Annotated in this window: 19 protein-coding genes; 4 read left to right on the top strand and 15 right to left on the bottom strand. The window is 69.0% G+C overall.

The genetic code is table 11. The annotated features are described in order from the left end of the window. Nucleotides 1–80 precede the first annotated feature (80 nt). The 5 genes from ASC67_RS17195 to ASC67_RS17175 all read right to left on the bottom strand — a co-directional run bounded on the left by ASC67_RS17195 (nucleotide 81) and on the right by ASC67_RS17175 (nucleotide 4304). Nucleotides 81–749 carry an amino acid ABC transporter permease gene (locus tag ASC67_RS17195; protein ID WP_056324446.1) on the bottom strand — a complete coding sequence of 223 codons (669 nt, stop codon included), beginning with the start codon at nucleotides 747–749 and terminating at the stop codon, nucleotides 81–83. Between the two features lie 78 nt (nucleotides 750–827). Next, nucleotides 828–1571 (bottom strand): amino acid ABC transporter permease, encoded by a 744-nt coding sequence (locus ASC67_RS17190; protein WP_056324442.1) that lies wholly within the window; start codon nucleotides 1569–1571, stop codon nucleotides 828–830. A gap of 131 nt (nucleotides 1572–1702) precedes the next feature. Next, entirely contained in the window at nucleotides 1703–2596 is an 894-nt protein-coding gene (locus ASC67_RS17185; protein WP_056324438.1) for an amino acid ABC transporter substrate-binding protein, read from the bottom strand. A gap of 135 nt (nucleotides 2597–2731) precedes the next feature. Further along, nucleotides 2732–3703: a LysR family transcriptional regulator gene (locus ASC67_RS17180; protein WP_200946971.1), complete on the bottom strand. Its 972-nt coding sequence runs from the start codon at nucleotides 3701–3703 to the stop codon at nucleotides 2732–2734. Nucleotides 3704–3743: 40 nt separating this feature from the next. Next, complete coding sequence (locus ASC67_RS17175; protein WP_056324433.1) at nucleotides 3744–4304, bottom strand: YaeQ family protein; 561 nt, start codon at nucleotides 4302–4304, stop codon at nucleotides 3744–3746. Nucleotides 4305–4315: 11 nt separating this feature from the next. Between ASC67_RS17175 and ASC67_RS17170 the strand changes: the two genes are divergently transcribed. Together ASC67_RS17170 and ASC67_RS17165 are read left to right on the top strand one after the other, a co-directional pair. Then, nucleotides 4316–4621, top strand: a complete 306-nt coding sequence (locus ASC67_RS17170) for a hypothetical protein (RefSeq protein WP_056324428.1) — start codon at nucleotides 4316–4318, stop codon at nucleotides 4619–4621. Further along, nucleotides 4622–4810 (top strand): hypothetical protein, encoded by a 189-nt coding sequence (locus ASC67_RS17165; protein ID WP_056324425.1) that lies wholly within the window; start codon nucleotides 4622–4624, stop codon nucleotides 4808–4810. Nucleotides 4811–4825: 15 nt separating this feature from the next. Here the strand turns inward: ASC67_RS17165 and ASC67_RS17160 are convergent, their stop codons facing one another. After that, nucleotides 4826–6691: an ABC transporter ATP-binding protein/permease gene (locus ASC67_RS17160; protein WP_056324421.1), complete on the bottom strand. Its 1866-nt coding sequence runs from the start codon at nucleotides 6689–6691 to the stop codon at nucleotides 4826–4828. Between the two features lie 44 nt (nucleotides 6692–6735). Here ASC67_RS17160 and ASC67_RS17155 point away from each other — a divergent pair, with 44 nt between their 5' ends. After that, nucleotides 6736–7167, top strand: coding sequence for an acyl-CoA thioesterase (locus ASC67_RS17155; protein WP_056324419.1), 432 nt, complete (start codon nucleotides 6736–6738; stop codon nucleotides 7165–7167). Nucleotides 7168–7177: 10 nt separating this feature from the next. On the opposite strand, the gene ASC67_RS17150 is transcribed toward ASC67_RS17155, so the two are convergent. The 6 genes from ASC67_RS17150 to ASC67_RS17125 form a co-directional block, all read right to left on the bottom strand. Continuing rightward, nucleotides 7178–7831 carry a sulfite oxidase heme-binding subunit YedZ gene (locus ASC67_RS17150; protein ID WP_056324413.1) on the bottom strand — a complete coding sequence of 218 codons (654 nt, stop codon included), beginning with the start codon at nucleotides 7829–7831 and terminating at the stop codon, nucleotides 7178–7180. Nucleotides 7832–7833: 2 nt separating this feature from the next. Then, nucleotides 7834–8832, bottom strand: a complete 999-nt coding sequence (gene msrP, locus ASC67_RS17145) for a protein-methionine-sulfoxide reductase catalytic subunit MsrP (RefSeq protein ID WP_056324408.1) — start codon at nucleotides 8830–8832, stop codon at nucleotides 7834–7836. Nucleotides 8833–8971: 139 nt separating this feature from the next. Continuing rightward, nucleotides 8972–9325 (bottom strand): hypothetical protein, encoded by a 354-nt coding sequence (locus ASC67_RS17140; protein WP_082536092.1) that lies wholly within the window; start codon nucleotides 9323–9325, stop codon nucleotides 8972–8974. 37 nt (nucleotides 9326–9362) lie between these two features. Continuing rightward, nucleotides 9363–10787, bottom strand: coding sequence for a c-type cytochrome biogenesis protein CcsB (gene ccsB / locus ASC67_RS17135; protein WP_056324405.1), 1425 nt, complete (start codon nucleotides 10785–10787; stop codon nucleotides 9363–9365). After that, entirely contained in the window at nucleotides 10784–12901 is a 2118-nt protein-coding gene (locus tag ASC67_RS17130; protein WP_056324401.1) for a cytochrome c biogenesis protein ResB, read from the bottom strand. Before ASC67_RS17130 ends, ccsB begins: the two co-directional genes overlap by 4 nt. A 168-nt stretch (nucleotides 12902–13069) precedes the next feature. Beyond that, nucleotides 13070–13687, bottom strand: coding sequence for a cytochrome c (locus ASC67_RS17125; protein ID WP_056324399.1), 618 nt, complete (start codon nucleotides 13685–13687; stop codon nucleotides 13070–13072). A 71-nt stretch (nucleotides 13688–13758) separates the two neighbouring features. Here ASC67_RS17125 and yihA point away from each other — a divergent pair, with 71 nt between their 5' ends. After that, a complete protein-coding gene (gene yihA / locus ASC67_RS17120) occupies nucleotides 13759–14460 on the top strand; it encodes a ribosome biogenesis GTP-binding protein YihA/YsxC (protein WP_056324396.1) in 702 nt (233 codons plus the stop codon). 25 nt (nucleotides 14461–14485) lie between these two features. Here the strand turns inward: yihA and ASC67_RS17115 are convergent, their stop codons facing one another. The 3 genes from ASC67_RS17115 to groL all read right to left on the bottom strand — a co-directional run bounded on the left by ASC67_RS17115 (nucleotide 14486) and on the right by groL (nucleotide 20872). Continuing rightward, on the bottom strand, nucleotides 14486–16849 hold the full coding sequence (locus ASC67_RS17115; RefSeq protein WP_235566372.1) for a patatin-like phospholipase family protein: 2364 nt from the start codon (nucleotides 16847–16849) through the stop codon (nucleotides 14486–14488). Between the two features lie 61 nt (nucleotides 16850–16910). Then, nucleotides 16911–19097 (bottom strand): DUF1631 family protein, encoded by a 2187-nt coding sequence (locus ASC67_RS17110; RefSeq protein ID WP_056324393.1) that lies wholly within the window; start codon nucleotides 19095–19097, stop codon nucleotides 16911–16913. A 128-nt stretch (nucleotides 19098–19225) separates the two neighbouring features. Then, on the bottom strand, nucleotides 19226–20872 hold the full coding sequence (gene groL, locus ASC67_RS17105; RefSeq protein WP_056324389.1) for a chaperonin GroEL: 1647 nt from the start codon (nucleotides 20870–20872) through the stop codon (nucleotides 19226–19228). Nucleotides 20873–20938 lie beyond the last annotated feature (66 nt).

Raw genomic sequence — 20938 nt, 5'->3', positions numbered from 1 at the left:
CGAGCGCTGGGCCGCCCCGAGCCGTTCGAGCACCCCCGCGGGGGGTAGGCAGCGGTACGCCGCAGCCGGGGGGTCAACAGTTACCGGATGATGGCGATCTTCTTCTGCAGCCGGCGCACGAGCATCGACAGGCTGAAGCAGATCACGAAGTAGACGACGGCAGCGACCAGGTAGGTCTCGACCGGGCGGTTGAAATTCTTGCCGGCGACCTCGAAGCCCTTGAGCAGGTCGTAGGCACCGATCGCGTAGACCAGCGAGGTGTCCTGGAACAGGATGATGGTCTGCGTCATCAGCACCGGCAGCATGTTGCGGAAGGCCTGCGGCAGCACGATCAGCTGCATGCTCTGCGAGTAGGTCATGCCGACCGCATAGCCGGCATAGACCTGCCCCTTGGGCACGCTCTGGATGCCGGCGCGCATGATCTCGGAGTAGTAGGCCGCCTCGAACACCGTGAACGTGATGATGGCCGACAGCTCGGCCCCCATCGGTCGCCCGATCAGCAGCGGGATCAGCAGGAAGAACCACAGGATCACCATCACCAGCGGGATGGAGCGCAGCGTGTTGACGTAGAACGCCGCCGGCATCACCAGCCACTTCTTGCCCGACAGCCGCATCAGCGCCAGCAGCGTGCCCAGCACGATGCCGCCGACCATCGCGATCAGCGTGAGCTGCACCGAGAAGACGAGACCCTTGAGGACGAAGCCGGAGACGACGTCCCAGCTCAGGAAGGAAAAGTCGAGGTTGAGCATCTCAGGCCTCCCGCCGGGCCGCCCCAAGGGCAGGCTGAGCCCCCTTGGGGGGAAGGAGCAAAGGGACGTGGGGGTTCATCATTTGCCTCCCGCCGCCATGCCGGGCACGCGCAGGCGCTCCTCGACGACCATCATGATGCGGTTGATGGCAAAGGCCGAGATGAAGTAAAGGGCCGTCACCGCCAGATAGACCTCGATCCCGCGCGATGTTTCCTCCTGCGCCTGCATCGCGAACATGGTGAGCTCGGCGATGCTCACGGCGAAGGCGACCGACGAGTTCTTGACGATGTTCATCGATTCGCTGGTGAGCGGCGGGATGACGATGCGGAACGCCATCGGCAGCAGCACGTAGCGGTAGGTCTGCCCCAGCGTGAGGCCCATCGCGAGGCCGGCGTAGCTCTGGCCGCGCGGCAGGCTCTGGATGCCCGCCTTGACCTGCTCGGCGATGCGAGCCGAGGTGAAGAAGCCCAGGGCGAACACCACCAGCGCGAAGCTGGGCACCCTCTGGAGGCTGGTGAAGACCGACGGGATCACGTGGTACCAGAGGAACACCTGCACCAGCAGTGGCACGTTGCGGAAGATCTCGGTCCACGCATTGCCCACGAACACCAGCCGCTTGTCGGGCAGCGTGCGCAGGATGCCGACCAGCGAGCCGACGACCAGTGCGACCAGCAGCGCCAGCAGCGCCACCGACAGCGTCCAGCCCCAGGCCGAGATCATCCAGTCGAGATAGGTGATGTCGCCACCGCTGCCGAAGCAGCGCGGGATGACCTCGCCATCGAGCGTGTTCTTGCAGAACACCTGCCAGTCCCATGCGGCCACGAGGCCTCCCTTTCCTGGGGTGCGCGAGCGCGATATCTGCGCCCGGTGGAACGGCGCGGTTGGGTTGTACCCTTATCGCGCGCCCGACTCAAGCCGGGGCGACGCGGTCGCCCCGGCCTGGTCTGTCTGGATCACTTCTTCGCGTAGTCTTCCATCGGCTTGTTGTTGGGGCTCTTCAGCGCAGCCTTGAGGTTCTCGCTCATCGCGAGGCCGACCTTCGCGCCGGTGGGCGGCGTGGGCTGCATGAACCACTTGTCGTAGAGCGCATTGATCTCGCCCGACTTGACCATGCTCGCGATCGTCGCATTGACGAGCTTCAGCAGCGCCTCGTCGTCCTTGCGCATCATGATGGCGATCGGCTCCACGGACAGCACCTCGCCGACGATCTTGAAGTCCGCCGGGTTCTTGCTGCGCGCGATCAGGCCGGCCAGCAGGCTGCCGTCCATCACGAACACGTCGGCGCGGCCACTGTCGACCAGCAGGAAGCTGTCGGAGTGGTCCTTGCCGAACACTTCCTTGAACTCCATGTTCTCGGCCCGCTTGTTCTTGCGCAGCGTCTGCACCGAGGTCGTGCCGGTGGTCGTGGCCACCGTCTTGCCCTGCAGGTCGGCGATCGACTTGATGCCCGAGCTGCTCTTGACCGCCATCCGCACTTCCTCGACGAAGGTGGTATTGGCGAAGGCCACGTCCTTCTGGCGAGTGGCGTTGTTGGTGGTCGAGCCGCACTCGAGGTCGACGGTACCGTTCTGCACCAGCGGGATGCGGTTCTGAGACGTCACCGGCTGGTAGCTGACCTTGACCTTGCGGCCGACCGCCTTCTCGATGTCCTCGACCGCCTTCTCGCAGATCGCCACGTGGTAGCCGACGTACTTGGCACCGCCCAGCGTGTAGGACAGGACCCCGGAGGACTCGCGCACCCCGAGGGTGATGGCGCCGGAGTCCTTGACCTTCTTCAGGGTGTCCTCGGCCTGGGCAAGGCCGGTGGCGGCCAGCGCGGTCACGAGGATCAAGAGCGATTTCTTCATGAAGACTCCTTCAGGGTATCGGTAACGGAAGAGCAAAAATCTACAGGAGGCTCGGCGCGCAGGCCATACGGGGTCGCCACAGGTTCACGGAACCAAGATGCGAGCAGGGTTCGTGCCACACCGGGGTTCGGCGCCTCAGGCAGCCGCCCGCGGCAGCACGCCGGCCGACAAGGGCCCGGCACCGGCCTGGAGCAGGTGCGCCCACAACGCCCGGACGCCGGGCTTCATGTGCTTCGCGACCTCGGGGCGCTCGCGGTAGATGCGCACCTCCATGCTGAGCTCGAAGCTGCCCGACGGCGCGGCCGGCACCAGCTTGCGCGTCTTCAGCTCCTTGCGCACCGAACTGGCCGGCAGGAAGGCCAGGCCGTGGCCCTCGAGCGCCATCGCCTTCAGGCCTTCGGCCATGTCGGTCTCGTAGATCGGGTCAAGCAGCACCGGCAGCGGCGTCTGCTTGATGATCAGGTCGACCAGTTGCCCGAGGTAGGCCCCGCTGGCGTAGCCCAGGAAGGGCACCCGCTCGCGATCACGCCCGGGCAGGCGGAACAGCGGCTCGCCGTCCGGCCCGGCCTTGGCGTAGGCGCGCAGCGACTCCTCGCCGAGCGTGAGCATCTCGTAGCGGTCGGTGTTGAGCTGCAGCGGCTGGGCCGGGTGGTGGTAGGCGATCAGCAGGTCGCAGCTACCCTCGGTCAGGCGCAGCACCGCGTCGTGCACATTGAGCGCGATCAGGCGGCTCTTCAGCGCACCGGATTCGCGCTTCAGGTCGCGGTTGAGCTCCATGATCCAGTGCGGAAAGAAGGCGAATGCCAGCGTGTGGGGCACCGCGAACTCGATCATGTCCGGCCCGGCGGCCCGGTGACCGCGCAGCAGGTTGCGGGTGGCCTGCAGCGCCACCAGGATCTCCAGGGCCTGGGCGTGGAAGCTCTCGCCGGCCGGCGTGAGGCGGGTCGGGTAGGACGAGCGGTCGACCAGATCGGTGCCGGCCCAGGCCTCCAGCGCCTGGATCCGGCGCGAGAACGCCGGCTGGGTGACGTGGCGCAACTGCGCCGAGCGCGAGAAGCTGCGCGTCTCGGCCAGGCTCACGAAGTCTTCCAGCCACTTGGTCTCCACGCGCCGCAGTGTAGCCAGCGCCCGGCGTGCCGGCGTCGGCTCAGCGGAGCACGGCTTCCTTCAGCTCCACCAGCTCCACCTCCACGGTCGCGTCGCCATCACCGAGCCAGACCGTCCCGTCCTGCACCGTGCACTGCAGCTTCATGTTGCGGCGGGCCAGCAGCGCGAGCGCCGTGCTCGCCTCGGCGGGGACCTGGCGAACTCGCAGGTTCGCCAGCTTCTCCAGCGGCCCGCGGTTCTGCCCCCACCACAGGCTGCCGTTGCGGCCGTAGATGTAGAGCACCACCTCGCGCGAGCGGTGGCTGGCCTTGCGCACCCATTTCTCTTCCGGCTGGCCGACATCGACCCACAGCTCGATGTCCCCGACCAGGCTGCGGCGCCACAGGTCGGGCTCGTCCATCTCGGTCATCGCGTTGGCGAACGACAATGGCGCCTGATCCTCGCCTTCGGCGTGCAAGGCGTAGGCGAGCAGCCGCACCATCATCCGCTCGTCGTTCTCCGACGGGTGCTGGGCCAGCGTCAGCGCATGGGTGCCGTAGTGGGCACGGTCCATGTCGGCGACCTGGAGTTCGGCCTTGAAGACCGTTGATTTGAGAGCCATGGAGTGTCGCGATGCCGAGCAAGAAATTCGATCTGGAGAAGGACAAGGCCAAGAGGACCCTGGGGCGGCTCGCGCAGTCTGGCACACCGCAACGCTTCGGCGCGGCGGCCGCGCCGGCGCTCGACCGGCGCGAGCAGCGCCGCCTCGACCAGGCCGCCGGGCTGGTGCCGTTCGCCACCAAGCTGCCGGCGCCGCTGGTGGCGGCACTCCACGCGGCCGCCGAAGCCGACGGCACGACCCCGGCCGCGCTGCTGGCGCGGCTGCTGCAGGAAGGCCTGCCCGGTTACCATGCAGGCACTGACACCCAGGAGGGCTGATTGGCCACCCCGAACTATTCCTACGAGAAGCGCCAGCGCGAGCTGGCGAAGAAGCGCAAGAAGGAAGAGAAGCTCAAGCGCAAGTCCACCGGATCGGGCGAGGGCAGCGAGCCCGAGGCCGGCGAGGCCACGGACAATGCGCCGCCGGCGGCCGGCACCCCGCCCGCCGGCGGTCCGAGCGCGGGCTGAACGGCCCCTCGCGGCTCACGACGCGGCGACGTCGGCCGCCGCCTCGGCGCCGCCTTGCTGCTGCAGCGCCCACATCTGCGCGTAGCGCCCTTCGCGGGCCAGCAGTTCGGCATGCGTGCCGCGCTCGACGATGCGGCCCGCTTCCATCACCAGGATCTGATCGGCATCGACCACGGTCGACAGCCGGTGCGCGATGACCAGCGCCGTCTTGTTGCGCGCCGCGGTCTGCAGCTCCGCCTGGATGGCCCGCTCGTTCGCTGAATCGAGCGCCGAGGTGGCCTCGTCGAAGATCACGATCGGCGGATTCTTCAGCAGTGTGCGCGCGATCGCCACGCGTTGCTTCTCGCCGCCGCTGAGCTTCAGGCCGCGTTCGCCGACCATCGTGCCGTAGCCCTTCGGAGTCGACGCGATGAAGCCGTGGATGCGCGCCGCCTGGGCCGCCGCCTCGATCTCGGCCTGGCTCGCCCCGGGCCGACCGTAGGCGATGTTATAGGCCACGGTGTCGTTGAACAGCACGGTGTCCTGCGGCACGATGCCGATGGCGCGGCGCAGGCTGGCCTGCGTGAGCTGGCGGATGTCCTGGCCAGCGATCGTGATGCGGCCCTCGCCCACGTCGTAGAAGCGGTACAGCAGCCGCGCCAGGGTGCTCTTGCCGGCGCCCGACGGCCCGACCACCGCGATCGTGTGGCCGGCCGGGATCTCGAAGCTCAGGCCGTGCAGGATCGGCCGCGCGGGCTCATAGGCGAAACCGACGTTCTCGAAGCGCACGACCGGCGGCGCCTCGGCGTGCAGCTCCTGGGCGTCGGGTGCGTCGCGCACCTCGCGCTCGCGCTCCAGCAGGTCGAACATCTTGTCGAGATCCGTCAGCGCCTGCTTGATCTCGCGGTAGATCACGCCCAGGAAGTTGAGCGGGATATAGAGCTGGATCATGAAGGCGTTGATCATCACCAGGTCGCCCAGCGTCATGCGCCCGGACACCACGCCCTCGGTGGCGCGCCACAGCATCGCGATCAGCGCGATGGCGATCAGCAGTTGCTGGCCGGTGTTGAGCAGCGACAGCGTCGACTGCGACTTGAGCTTCGCGCGGCGCAGCCGGTCGAGGCTCTCGTCGTAGCGCTTCGCCTCGAAGGCCTCGTTGTTGAAGTATTTGACGGTCTCGTAGTTCAGCAGCGAGTCGATCGCCTTGGAATGGGAGCTCGAGTCCAGCTCGTTCATCGTCTTGCGGAACTTCGTGCGCCACTCGGTCACGAGCACCGTGAAGCTGATGTAGACCACCAGCGCGGCCAGCGTGATCCACGCGAACATCGCGTCGAACTTGACCGCCAGCAGCCCGAGCACCAGGCTGACCTCGACCAGCGTGGGCAGGATGCTGTAGAGCGAATACGAGATCAGCGACTGCACGCCGCGCGTGCCGCGCTCGATGTCGCGCGTCATGCCCCCGGTCTGGCGCTCGAGGTGGAAGCGCAGGCTCAGCGCGTGCAGGTGCTGGAACACCTGCAGCGAGATGCTGCGCGACGCGCCCTCGGTCGCCTTGGCGAACACCAGCTCGCGCAGCTCGGTGAACAGCGAGGTCGACAGCCGCAGCGCGCCGTAGGCCAGCAGCAGCCCGACCGGCACCACCAGCGCGGCGCGCGGGTCGCCCAGCGGGATGGACAGCGCGTCCACCAGCTGCTTCAGCAGCAGCGGCACCCCGACGTTGGCGACCTTGGCCGTGATCAGGCAGGCCAGCGCCGCGATCACGCGGAACTTGTAGACCCACAGGTAGGGCAGCAGCCTGGCGAGCGTGGCCCAGTCGGAGCGCGCCGCAGCGGCCGGGCTCGCGGCAGACGCGGCCGGGCCGGCAGCGGCCGGCGGCGGACTCAGGGTTTCAGCGCGACGCATCAATCACAATCTCCACAACGACCCGCACCCCAACGTCCCGCCCGATGAACGACGCCCCGCACCATCAGCCCAACCTGCTGGGCGCGAACCTTACCCAGGTCGACCCCGACCTCGTGCTCGTGCTGCGGGTCATGCCGATGCCCGCCGACGCCAACCCGAACGGCGATATCTTCGGTGGCTGGATCATGGCCCAGGTCGACCTGGCGGGCGCGGTGCTGCCAGCGCGCGTGGCGCGTGGCCGCATTGTCACAGTGGCGGTCAATCAGTTCGTTTTCAAGCAGCCGGTGTCGGTCGGCGACCTGCTCAGCTTCTACGCCCGCGTCGAGCGCGTCGGCCGCACGTCCGTCACGGTGCACGTCGTGGTCTACGCCGAGCGCAACCCGGCGGACCCGGTGGTGGTCAAGGTGACCGAAGCCAACCTGACCTATGTGGCGATCAACATGGACGGCAGCCCGCGGGAGATTCCGCGCAGCTGACGGGTCGCTGTCAGCCAGGGGCAACCGGCCGGCGCCGCAGGCGCGCGAGCAGACGCCAGCCCAGCAGCACCGCGAGGATGGCCGCGTAGACCGCGACCTCCGCATAGTTGTGCTTGGCCGACCGCATCCAGAAGAAATGCAGGATGGCGAGCAACGCCACCGCGTAGATGAGCCGGTGCAGCGCCTGCCAGCGCTTCGCGCCCAGCGCCCGGATCGCGCGATTGAACGAGGTGGCCGCCAGCGGCGCCATCAGCAGCAGGGCGGCAAAGCCGACCAGCGCGAACGGCCGCTTCGGGATGTCGCGCGTGATCTCGGCGAGATCGAAGCCCATGTCCAGCCAGGCGTAGCAGAGGAAGTGCAGCACGCCGTAGAAGAAGGTGAACAGGCCCAGCATGCGCCGAAAGCGCAGCAGCGCCGGCTGGCCGGTCCATTGCCGCAGTGGCGTGATGGCCAGCGTGAGGCAGAGGAAGCGCAGCGTCCAGTCGCCGGTGGCGCGGATCAGCGCCTCGGCCGGGTTGGCGCCCAGCGTGTTGGCCAGGGCGCCGTAGAGCAGCCAGGCGAACGGCAGCAGGCTCGCGACGAACAGCAGCGGCTTGGCGGCCGGCCGCAGCAGCACCGACGCGGCACGGCGCGGAACCGGGGGCGCCGGCAGCGTGGCGCTCATCGTCAGAAGTTCTTGGCGAGATCGAGGCCCGCGTACAGCTGACCGACCTGCGCCTCGTAGCCGTTGAACATCTGCGTCGGGCGCTTCTTCTGGAAGATGCCGTCCTCGCCGATGCGGCGCTCGGTGGCCTGGCTCCAGCGCGGGTGGTCGACCTTGGGGTTCACGTTCGAGTAGAAGCCGTATTCATGCGACGCCGCCTTGAACCAGGCGGTCTTCGGCTGCTGTTCGACGAAACGGATCTTGACGATGGATTTGGCGCTCTTGAAGCCGTACTTCCAAGGCACCACCAGCCGCACGGGCGCGCCGTTCTGGTTGGGCAGCACCTCGCCGTACATGCCGAAGGCCAGCAGCGTCAGCGGGTGCATCGCCTCGTCGAGACGCAGGCCTTCGACATAGGGCCATTCCAGTACGCGCGAGCCGACGAAGGGCATCTGCTTCGGGTCGGCCAGGGTCACGAACTCGATGAACTTCGCGTTGCCGGTCGGCTCGACGCGCTTGATCAGCTCGGCCAGCGAGTAGCCGACCCACGGGATCACCATCGACCAGCCCTCGACGCAGCGCAGGCGGTAGATGCGCTCCTCCATCGGGGCGAGCTTGAGCAGGTCCTCGATGCCCAGGGTCTGCGGCTTCTTCACCTCGCCCTCGATCGCCACCGTCCAGGGCCGCGTCTGCAGCTTGCCAGCGTTGCGCACCGGGTCTTCCTTGCCAGTGCCGAATTCGTAGAAGTTGTTGTAGCTGGTGGCGTCGGCGTAGGTGGTGGGTTTCTCGACCGTGGAGGCGCCAGCCACGCCGCTGCGCGCGCCGGCCAGGGCCGCGAGCTTGCCGGCGCGGGGGCTCTGCGCCAGCGCGTCGCGCTGCGCCCAGCCGGCCAGTGCAGCGCCGGCGCTGCCAGCGGCCAGCAGGCGCAGGAACTCGCGCCGCTGCTCGTAGGCCGCACGCGGCGTGATCTCGCTGGCCACGGGGTGAAGGTGGCCCGAGCGGGCCTGTCGAGGAAGCAGCATGGTCGGTCGCCTGGTGAGGAACGCGGGAGTTCGAAGGCCGGCGCCGGGCGGGAGTTCCGTCACGGGCCGCACATCCTTGCACAACAGTCGCGGCGCGACGAGCGACCTTACAGCCCGGGCACGCGTCCCGGGCGATTCGTCAGAGGGCCGAGAAATCGGTGGACAGGATGCCGTCGTCTTCGTCGCCGTACAGGCGAAGCGCCTGGGCCGGCTTGCGGTCTCGGAAGCTCTTGCGCGCGTACAGCTTCTCCTGCGCCTGCACCGGCAGGTCGGTGATGCGCAGCACCTGGCGGGCGATCAGCACGTCGATCAGGTCTTCCAGCACGCGCACGACGTCTGCGTCGAGCCTCGCGAACTCGCTCTGCGGCGTGCTGCCCGCGCCGACGAAGGCCTGCACCTCCGGGTGGTCGGGCGGAAGGAACTCCGCGCCCGCTTCCGGGTTGCGGTGCAGGCTCAGGACGCGGCCGTCGGTGTGGCGCAGGGCATAGGGCATGGCGTTGCCGACTTTAATCGGCGCGGCGTCCTGCCGCTTACAACTGCCCGTAGGAGTGCAGGCCCGACAGGAACATGTTCACGCCGAGGAAGGCAAAGGTGGTGACCACCAGGCCGACCAGCGCCCACCAGGCGGCCACGGTGCCGCGCAGGCCCTTCATCAGCCGCATGTGCAGCCAGGCCGCGTAGTTGAGCCAGACGATCAGCGCCCAGGTCTCCTTCGGGTCCCAGCTCCAGTAGCCGCCCCAGGCCTCGGCGGCCCACAGCGCGCCCAGCACGGTCGCGATCGTGAAGAAGGCGAAGCCGACCGCGATGGCGCGGTACATCACGTCGTCGAGCAGTTCCAGCGACGGCAGCTTGGCGACGATCGGCCGGCGCAGTGCCAGCGTCAGCGCGAAGAAGGCACCGACGCCGCCGATCAGGCGCATCGCCGAGCCGAGCGAACCCACCGTTTCGGCCTGCAGCGGCGCGAACGCCGCGAAGGCGCCCAGCACCGCGAGCAGGCCCACCGGCAGGGCGATGAAGGCGACTACCAGCGCCCGCGTCGCGGCCGTCTTCAGCAGGTAGGCCCAGGCGACCATCGCCGCGAGCGCGAAGGTGCCGTAGCCGACGAAGTTGGCCGGCACATGCACCTTCATCCACCAGCTCTGCAGTGCCGGCACCAGCGGCTGGATCTCCTGCGCCTCGCGCGCCACCGTGTACCAGAGCAGGAAGCCGACCGACGCGCTGACGATCAGCATCACGAAGGCACCCAGGGAGCGCACGCTGCCCTCGCCGCTGCCGGCGTTGGCGGCCCGGCCGCTGGCGGTGCTGGCGGCGCGCTGCAGGTAGTTCGCCTCGAAGTACAGGTAGAACAGCGCCGTCATCCAGGCGAACAGGACGAACACCTCGTAGAGGTTGCTGACCGGGATGTGCCCGATGTCGGCGCCGATCTGGTGGCTCTCGTACCAGCGCACCATGGTGCCGGTGAGCGCCATGAACACCGCGCCCCAGGCCAGCAGCGAACCGATCTTCTCGGCGGTGGCCTGGCTGTCGCGCTGCTTGAGGAAGCCGATCCAGTAGAACAGCGTGCTCATGAAGAACAGCGTGCACATCCACAGGATCGCGGTCTGGCTCGCGAACAGGTACTTCAGCAGGAACAACTGCTGCCCGGCCTCGAGGTCGGCGCCGAACCCGTCGGTCGCGCGGCTGTAGAGGCCGATCGCGAGGAAGCTGGCCAGCGCGACGGCGATCGCCAGACCGCGCAGCGGCCCCCAGAACCAGCCCAGGCCGATCACGAGCGGCGTGGCGCCGGCCAGAATGCCGAGCTCGTAGCCGTCCATGTGCGCGCCGTAGCGGCTGAAGGCATGGCCGGCACCGGCCACCACCAGCAGCGCGAAGATCCAATCGAACGCGCTGCGCTGCGCGAAGTAGCCGCCGCGGCCGATCGTCAGCGTGGCGGTCTGGGGGGTCGTGGTGTTCATGCGCTTCCCTTCGGTAGCAGGCTGTCGCGGAGCTGTTCGAACTCGCGGTCGGTGTCGAGCGTCTGGCGGGTCGACGACAGCGCGGTGGTCAGGCGCGTGCCGCCGCTGTCGGGTGCGTCCTCGAGCCACACCCACAGCCGGCGTTCGCGCACGTAGAGCATCGCGAACACGCCGACGATCAGGAACAGGCAGCCGAGATAGACCAGCGTCTTGCCCGGCGTGCGCGTCACCTGGAACACGCTGGCCTGCACCTGGGTGTAGTCGTCCAGCGCCAGCAGCACCGGCGCCGGATAGAAGAAGGCATCCGAGAGGGACAGCACGGCCTGCGTCATGAAGGCCTGCGTGGCCTCGTCGGGCACCAGGGGCTTGAGTGAGGCACGCTCGCGCGTCAGGTTCAGCAACTCGAACAGCGTGCCGTTGAGGATGCGCAGCAGCACTTCCGAGGTGCGCTCGCGGTCGGCTTCCGGCACGCTGGCCTCCAGGAAGCCCGACAGCGCCTGCAACCCGCCGACCGCCGGCTCGCCGGCACGCACCGGCTCGATGCCGGCGTACAGGTCCAGCGCGCGCCGCGCCGATACCGCCAGCTGCTCGGACAGTTCGGGCTTGTCGGCCGGCGTGGCGCGGGCCACGTAGCGCTGCACCGCGGCCTCGCGCAGCGCGCGCTCGGTCAGACCGCCGCGCAGCCGCATCCAGCCGGCCAGGCCATCGGCGTCGTCCGCCGGGATTCGGAGATAGCGGAACGGCTCGTCGGGCGTCTCGCGCACGCCGGCGAGGAAGACGCGCTGGCCGTCCAGCGTCAGCGGCAGCATGTAGTTGTTGTACTCGCGGGCCTGGCCGGCCGCGTCGCGCAGCTTGTAGCTGATCGACGGGCCGACGTTCTGCAATGTCTTCTCGGTGCGCGTCTTCGCGCCCGAACCGAGGTGGCTCTCGAGCCGGTTGACGAGATCGACCTTGCGCACGTCGGTACCGCCACTCGCATCGACCGCCGCGAGGTTCTCGACGTTGATGACGCGCAGCCCGGTGAAATCGAGGCCGAGCGTCTGGCCGTCGCGCTCGCTCTGGATCCTGGTCTCGGTGCCGACCTCGCCGTCCATCTGGAACGGCGTCCCGCCGCCCAGCGGCCAGCCCTGCAGTTTGAGCTTCGAGCCGCCGTCCTCGAAGCTCGACAGGTAGATCATCACGCCGCGATGCTGCACCGGCTCGTTGACCTTGACCGTCGCACTGCGCGTGGCACCGGTGTCGCGGTCGTGCAGCACGATGTCGCTCGCGAAGCGCTTGGGCATGCCGGTCGGGTAGAAGTCGACCAGGAACTTCTTCAGCTCGATGTCGAAGGGCAGCGGCTGCAGCACCACGCCGTCCTTCAGCTGGATCACCGCGGTACCGCCGCGCTGGCCTTCGCCGACCAGGATGTTGCCGCGGTAGGTGGGGTTGCCCTCAGACAGCACGTGCTCGGCCGGCACGTTGCGCAGCAGGCCGGCGCCAGGCCAGGCCGACTTGCCGAACAGCGCCATCTGCGCACGCACCACCAGGTCGCCGTCGAACAGTCCGCCGATGCAGATCAGCACGATCGCCGAGTGCGCGGCCAGGTAGCCGAGCTTGTTGGCGGCGCCCTTCCGGGCCGCCACCATCACCCCGCCCTCGCGTTCCTGCAGCTTGGCCTTCCAGCCGCTGGTGGCCAGCAGCGCGGACACCCGGGCCAGCACGTCGGCGCGCGGTTCGTCGAGCGTGCCTTCGGCGCGGTGGTGGAAGGACTTGAGGCTGCTCGCGCGGATCTGCTCCTTGTAGGCCTTGAGATCGAGCAGGATCTTCGGCGCGTTGCGCGCGATGCACAGGCTGGTCGACGCGACCAGGAAGGCCAGGATCAGCAGGAACCACCAGGCGCTGTAGACCGCATAGAGGTCGAGCGCATCGAACACCCGCGCCCAGAACGGCCCGAACTGGTTGACATAGCTGTTCATCGACTCGCGCTGCCGCACCACGGTGCCGATGACCGAGGCGATGCAGATCACGGTCAGCAGCGTGATCGAGAAACGCATCGACGACAGCACCTCGACCGCTTCGCGCAGCGTGCGCGAACGGGTCGGCAGTTCGAGGCCGGTGGTGCTGACGGTCATGAGGAGGGATCGATTCGACTCAGGGCGAACAGGCAGAGGCGGCAGCGGCCCGAAAGTTCAACCGCAGCAGCCGTTGCGGGGCGATTCGGTGTCGTCGGGCCAGGCATCGCACAAGCGCGAAGGCCGGCGTAGCGCCGGCCTTCTGAAAATCGCGCGAACGCGCCGCGGTCAGCGCAGCCCGGCGATGTAGTCGGCGACGGCCTTGAGCTCCTTGTCGCTGAGCTTGGCCGCGATGACGCTCATCTGCGCGTTGTTGTTGCGCACGCCACCACGGAAGGCCACCAGTTGCGCCTCGGTGTAGTCGGCATGCTGGCCGCCGACGCGCGGGTACTGGGCCGGGATGCCTGCCCCGGTCGGGCTGTGGCAGCCGGCACAGGCCGGCACCTGCTTGTCGGCGATGCCGCCGCGGTAGATCTGCTGGCCCAGCGTCACCGTGTCCTTGTGCTTCGCGAAGCCCGGCTTGGCCTGCTTGCTGCCATAGAACGCCGCCACGTTGCGCATGTCGTCCTCGCTCAAGGTCGATGCGAAGCCCTTCATGATGGCGTTGTTGCGCTTGCCCGACTTGAACTCGGCCAATTGCTTGGCTAGGTACTCGGGGTGCTGGCCGGCCAGGATGGGGTTGGCCGGGCTGCCACGCGAGCCGTCGGCGGTGTGGCAGGCGGCACAGACCGCCGTGGAGATCGCCTCGCCCTTCTTGAGGTCGGGCTTGGCAGGCGCCTTGGCCTCCTCCGCCAGAACCGGGGTCACGAGGGCGGCGGCCAACAGGAACGACAGGAAAGACTTCATGGGCGAGCGATGGAGGAGTGGGTGGCGAACGGGTCCGACCCGTCGGCTAACCGTCGATTTTACAATGCCGCATGAACTCGCCCACTCCGGCGGTCCCGGACCCCGCCAAAGTGGCGCTGGCCTGGACCCACACCGCCCGCTTTCTCACCACCGCCGCGCGGATGGAACACCTGCCGGTCAACGAGCTGCCGGAGATCGCCTTCGTGGGCCGTTCGAACGCCGGCAAGTCCACCGCGATCAACCTGCTGACGCAGCAGAAGCGGCTGGCCTTCGCATCGAAGACCCCCGGCCGCACCCAACACATCAACCTGTTCTCGCTCGGCCCGAAGGATGCGCCCGATGCGCTGTTCGCCGACCTGCCGGGTTACGGCTACGCGGCGGTCGCGCGCGGCGCGAAGCTGCGCTGGCAGCAGGTGATGGCGGAGTACCTGGAAACGCGACGCAGCCTGTCGGGCGTGGTGCTGATGGTCGATTCGCGGCTGGGCTTCACCGAACTCGATCAGCAACTGCTGGCCTTCGTGGCGCCGCGTGTCGGCACCGGAGAGATCAAGCTGCTGGTGCTGCTGACCAAGGCCGACAAGCTCAACCGCCGCGAGGCCGATGCCTCGCTCGCCGCGGCGCAGGGCGTGCTCGGCCAGTTGGCGACCGACGATGCCGACCTGAGCCTCGCGCTGTTCTCGGCGCTGAGCCGGCGCGGTGTCGGCGACGCTGCCCAGGTGCTGCACACCTGGGCGCACGGCGCCCCGCCACCGGCGGCCGCTCCGGCAGGCTGAACGAGCCGCCGCCGGCCGCAGCCGCTCAGGGGCGACCGAGCAGCAGGTAGAGCGCGGTCTCGCCGCGCGGAGCGTAGGCCACGCCGACATAGAGCGGACCCAGCCCGGTGTCTGCACCGAGGAAGGCGCTCATGCCGCTGCGCAGGTCGCCGAGGCTCATCTGGCGGCGTTCGGCCCAGGCGTTGCCCGCCTCGAGCGAGAAGCCGGCGAAGAAGCCGCGCGTCAGCGCCGGCGGGGTCAGCCGGTAGTAGTAGCTGGCGCGGCCGAACAGCAGGTAGTTGCCCTCGACCTGGCCCGGTTCGTAGCCCGACAGGTTCTGGAAGCCGCCCAGCGCATACAGGCCGCGCCCCAGCGGCGCGGCGCGGCCGGCGAACAGGGTGCTGCCGTAGAAGTTCAAGGTGTGCTTCGCGGCCCAGGTGGTGGCGACGTTCACGTTGGCCTCGACGCGACTGAAGTCGCGCTCGACGTCGCCCGCGTCGCTGCCGTTGCGCACCCGCCCCCCGGCCACCTCGCCGACCAGCCGATAGCCCTCCTGAGCGAAGAAGGCGTAGTCGAGCTGATCGACGATGGCGCGCAGGCGCAGGCCGATCTCGCGCCGTTCGGTGTTCTCGTCGGGCGAGGCGAAATCGCGACTGACGATCAGCGTCTTGTCATTCCAGCGCTGCAGGTAGGGGCCGAGCCGCAGCTCGCCGAACTCGCCCCAGGGCTGGCCGAGGTCGATGCCCAGGCGCAGGCTGCTGCGGCGGAAGCGGCCGCTTTCGGGCCCTTCGGCGCCGGCGTAGGTGACGACCTCCCGCCGATCGACGCTGGCCGCCGGGGCGAGAAACCAGTCGTGACCCAGCGACGTGTTCCAGCCCAATGGGCGGTACCACTCGGTGGACCAGCCCGGCCGAGAGCCGATCTCGACCACGTTGCGCCACTCGCTGCCCACCTCGTCCAACCAGCGCCAGACGTGGGCAATCTTGATGTTGAAGCTGCTGCGCCCGCTGAAGTCGGTGGACAGCCCGAGCCCGAGGCGGAAGTAGTTCGGCCCCCAGGACTTCTCTTCGAGATTGAACACCACGCCGTCGTCGCCAAGGCCGGTGCGCACCAGCTGGTAGTCGACGCGGGTGTAGTCGCCGCTGGCCGCGAGGCGGCGCGCGTCCCGTTCGGCCGCGTCAGCGGTGAAGGGCGTGCCGGGACGGGTCTCCAGCAACTCGGCGAAGCGGTCCGGCCGTGTGACTTCGTTGCCGTCGAAGCTCACGAACTCCAGCACGGGCTGCGGCAGGCCGGGTTGCGCGCGCGCCTGCGCCCAGCTCTGGTAGCTGGCCTTGTCGATGCCATAGGCCTCGAGCTGCAGCACCATCTGAGCCGTCTGCAACTCGCCCAGCTCGATGAGCTCCAAGGTCTTGGCGAAATCGGCCGACGTCAGCAGGCCGAGCTGCGGCGCGATCAGCAGATCGCGCGGGCCCAGCGTCGTCAGGCTGCGCTGCACGTTCTGCTCGGTCAGGATGTTGATCATCTGCGTGGTCACGCCGATCAGCGAGCCCAGCGTATCGCGCGCGCCCAGCGGCGTGCCGATGTTGACGGCGATCACGATGTCGGCCCCCATCGCTCGCGCCACGTCGACCGGCAGGTTGTTCACCAGCCCGCCGTCGCCGAGGATTCGGCCCTCGATCTCGGTCGGCGCGAACACGCCCGGCACGCTCATGCTCGAGCGCATCGCGAGCGCCAGGTCGCCTTCCTTCAGCACCAGCGGCTGGCCGGTCTCCATGTCGGTGGCGACGGCACGGAACGGCGTGGGCAGGCGGTCGAAATCGCGCACCGCACGCACCGGCAGCGTGTAGCGGCGCAGCAGCGACTCCAGCCCGCGGCTCGACAGTGTGCCGATCGGCACCCGCAGCTCGCCGTCACGCAGGCCGATCTCGAGCGCCGAGGCGATCTCGAAGTCGGCCTCCTTGCGGCGCTGCGACAACTCGCGGCGCGCCACGCGGGTCGCGAACAGCTGGTCCCAGTCGACCTTGAGCAGCTCGCGCTCCAGGGCTTCGGCGCTCATGCCGCTGGCATACAGGCCACCGATGATGGCGCCCATCGAGGTGCCCGCGATCACATCGATCGGGATGCGCTCGCGCTCCAGCACCTTGAGCACACCCACGTGCGCGAGGCCCCGCGCGCCGCCGCCCGACAGCACGAGACCGATGCGCAGCCGCCCCTCGGGCCGCAAGGGTCGGGGTTCGACCACGGGCAAAGTGGCTCGCGCCGCGGCTGGCGCCGAAGCGGCGGGCGCAGCGGCCGGCAGCGGCGACGGGGCCGCGTCGTCCGCCGCGGCCGCTTCGGCCGCCGTCGCCGCACCGGCGATCGCCGCGAGCAGGCCCACCCGAAGCGACCACAGGATGCGGATGCGATGCATGCCGGGATTGTGCGATGGCCCTCGCAACGGCCGCCTCGTCGGCGCGCGACCGCGCCGCGCTTCAGCGCAGCGTGGTGTCGCGGCTGCGCGGCGGCGCCATCAGGGTGTCGACGGCCCGCTCGATGAGATTGCGCTCCTCGAGCGGCGCGGCCAGCCCGCCGACGGCCAGGCGCTCGAGCGCGCGCCGCGTGAGGCCGTGTGTGAGCCCGAGTTCGGCGTCGCTGAGCAGCCAGTGCTCGCGGGCCTCGTCGACCCACAGCACGCGCGCCACGGTCCAGTCGCCGCGTGCGACCAGCCGGCACCAGGTGCCGACCGCCAGGTGCTGCAACCAGCCGCGCGCCCCCGGCATCGGCGTCTCGGGCATCAGCGCCGCCGGCACGGTGTCGAGCGTCGCGATGTCGAACATCGAATCGCCGGCCGGCACACGCGGCGCGTTCCCGTCCGGCAATTCCTCTTCGCGCATCTGGCGCACGATCTCCTCGGGCGTCAGCGCCGGCGCGACGGCACTCCCGATCGGCCGCAGCAGCTCGGTGTGGCGCGCCATCAAGGCGGCCAGCACGGCGTCGCGCTGGGGTGGTGGCGTCGCGATGCGCGCCATGCCCTGCTGCAGCCGCTGCACCAGGCCCGGCACCGCGGCCAGCAGACGGCGGCGGTCGTCATCGTTGCGCAGCGGCGCGAGGCTGGCCAGCAGCTCCGGCACCACCGCCAGCAGGCCGCGTGTCGTGTCGGCATGCTCGCCGTCGTTGATCAGGGCATGCGCCAGCGCTTCGGCCCAGGGTCCGGTGAGGAAGTGCTGCAGCGTGTCGTCCAGCACCACCGCGCCCGACGCGCTGGCCGGTGTGGTGCCCTCGATCCGCCACGGCGAGGTGGCATCGTGCAGTTCGAGCCGGACCTGGCGGCGCAGCGCCTCGATCAGCGTGGCCCGCCGTGCGGCGGCCTGCAGCTTGGCGATCGGCGCGGCGGCCTCGTGCCGTTCGGTGTCGAGCTCGCCGACGAGCATCGCGTCGAGCGCGGCCAGTGCCTGCGCCTGCACAGCGATCGCCGGCGTCGAAGCCTTCAAACGCGTGAACAGCTCGCCCACCTCCTCCAGCAGCTTGCACAGGCGGGGGTCGTCGTCGTCCTGGAATCCGGCGGTGTGCGATGCGAGCCGGATCATCATCTGCCAGATCGGATGCGAATGGTCTTCGAGCACCCGCGGCTCACGCAGCGCCACACGCAGCAGCGGCGACTGCAGGCTGGCCAGCACGGTGCGCACCGGCAGCGGCAGCAGCGCATCGTCAAGCACCGCACCGCTCAGGTGGGCCACCAGCAGCATGATCTCGCGGTCGTCGTCGTTGCGACCGGCCGCCTCGAGGAAAGGCAGCCGGGCCATCAGCCGGTCGGCGCCGTCCACGCCCAGGGGTCTGCGAGCCAGCACATGCACCAGGTTGCGGTCGAGCTGCTGCAGGGAGTCGGCCTCGTCCATCGGGCCGGCGCGCGTGGCGCCGTCGATGTTCGCGTGGCGTGTGGTGAGGCGGCTGCGCAGGCTGTCGAGCGCGCCCGGGCGCGTCAGGTCGTAGCCGGAGTTCGGGGGGGCAACGCGCCGCGCCGCCGGCGTCGAGCTGGCCTTCCAGGCCGCCTGGCCGACGCCCCAGTCGGCCAGGCGCCGGCCGGCGTCGATCACCACCTGCTTCAGCGCCTGCGCCAGCGGCTCGCCGCAGGCGCGCATCAGCGCCTTGCGGGCCGGCGCGCCGAGCCCCAGCACCTCGCTGGCGTCCCACACGGCGCGCACCAGCAGGTCGGGCCGCAGCAGGTTGGACGTCTTGCGCACCGCATCCTGGCCGCGCAACGTCGCGCTGCGTGCCTGAAGGTCGTGCAGCTCGAGCTCCGCCGCGTGGTCGACCAGCTGCACGGCGCGCAGCAGCTCGATGTTCTCTTCGGCCTCGGCCTCGTCGACCAGCGTCAGCGCCTCAGCCGACCACACCGGGCGCGGCGAGAGCGTGGCGCCCGCGTCGGGTGGCGCGGCCTCCAGTTCTGCGCGCCATCGCGAGGCCAGCAGCTCGCCGACCCGGCGAGCCCACAGCGGGTGGTTGTGGCGCAAGGCCTGCTCGGCGTCGTCGCGCGGACGCACCGGCAGCTCGCGCAGGGCGCTGCGGGTGGTCGGGGCGTGCAAGGCCTGCAAGGCCTCGTTCGCCACCCGGCTCATCCAGCGCGGCACCTCCGCGAGGCAGCTGTCCAGGTAGCGCTGCAGCAGTGGCGAGACGTCCATGCCCTCGATTATCCCGGGTGGGCGTGGCGACCGCCCATGAAAAAGGGCCGCATTCCTGCGGCCCTTTGTCTGACAGAACGCTGAGCAAAGCCCAGGCGGCCAGCCTCCCGGAGGAGGCCGGCAGGACATCACATGTCCATGCCCATGCCGCCCATGCCACCCATGCCGCCGGGCATGCCACCTGCCGGCGAATCGTCCTTGGGCGACTCGGCGACCATGGCTTCGGTCGTCAGCATCAGCGCGGCCACGGAGGCAGCGTTCTGCAGCGCGGTGCGGGTCACCTTGGTCGGGTCCAGGATGCCCATCTCGATCATGTCGCCGTAGGTGCCGTTGGCGGCGTTGTAGCCGTAGTTGCCCTTGCCGGCGAGCACGGCGTTCACCACCACGCTGGCTTCGTCACCGGCGTTGGAGACGATGATGCGCAGCGGCTCCTCGATCGCACGAAGGATCAGCTTGATGCCGGCGTCCTGGTCGGGGTTGTCGCCCTTGATCGTGCCGGCGGCCTGCTTGGCACGCAGCAGCGCCACGCCACCACCGGCCACGATGCCTTCTTCCACCGCGGCACGCGTGGCGTGCAGGGCGTCTTCGACACGGGCCTTCTTCTCCTTCATCTCGACTTCGGTGGCTGCACCGACCTTGATGACGGCCACGCCGCCGGCCAGCTTGGCCACGCGCTCCTGCAGCTTCTCGCGGTCGTAGTCGCTGGTGGCTTCCTCGATCTGCACGCGCACTTGCTTGACACGTGCCTCGATGTCGCCCGCGGCGCCGGCGCCGTCGATCAGCGTGGTGTTTTCCTTGCCCACCTCGACGCGCTTGGCCTGGCCCAGATCGGCCAGCGTGACCTTCTCCAGCGTCAGGCCCACTTCCTCGGCGATGACCTTGCCGCCCGTCAGGATGGCGATGTCTTCCAGCATGGCCTTGCGACGGTCACCGAAGCCCGGGGCCTTGACGGCGACGACCTTCAAGATGCCGCGGATGGTGTTGACCACCAGGGTCGCGAGCGCTTCGCCTTCGACCTCTTCCGCAATGATCAGCAGCGGACGGCCCGACTTGGCGACCTGTTCCAGCGTCGGCAGCAGATCACGGATGTTGCTGATCTTCTTGTCGTAGAGCAGCACGAACGGGTTGTCGAGCACCGCGCTCTGCTTTTCCGGGTTGTTGATGAAGTAGGGCGACAGGTAGCCGCGGTCGAACTGCATGCCTTCGACCACGTCGAGCTCGTTGTTCAGCGACTTGCCGTCTTCGACGGTGATGACGCCTTCCTTGCCGACCTTGTCCATCGCCGAGGCGATGATCTGGCCGACGTCGTCGTCCGAGTTCGCCGAGATCGTGCCGACCTGGGCGATTTCCTTGCTGGTGGTCGTCGGCTTCGACTGCTTCTTCAGCTGCTCGACCAGGCTCACGACGGCCTTGTCGATGCCGCGCTTCAGGTCCATCGGGTTCATGCCCGCGGCCACGTACTTCATGCCTTCGCGAACGATGGCCTGCGCCAGCACGGTGGCGGTGGTGGTGCCGTCACCGGCGTTGTCCGAGGTCTTGGAAGCGACTTCCTTGACCATCTGGGCGCCCATGTTCTGGAGCTTGTCCTTCAGCTCGATTTCCTTGGCCACGGACACACCGTCCTTGGTCACGGTCGGGGCGCCGAACGAACGCTCGAGCACCACGTTGCGGCCCTTCGGGCCCAGGGTCACCTTGACCGCGTTGGCCAGGATGTTCACGCCTTCAACCATGCGCGCGCGGGCTTCACCGCCGAAAACGACGTCTTTAGCTGCCATTTGTATTCTCCGAAATCTGGTTTGCCGGCTCGCGCCGGGGAATTCTCTTGTCTGCGGCCGGCCCTT

The sequence above is a fragment of the Methylibium sp. Root1272 genome, assembly GCF_001425905.1.
Lineage (GTDB): Bacteria > Pseudomonadota > Gammaproteobacteria > Burkholderiales > Burkholderiaceae_C > Methylibium.
This window is presented reverse-complemented; position numbering and strand designations above follow the sequence as displayed.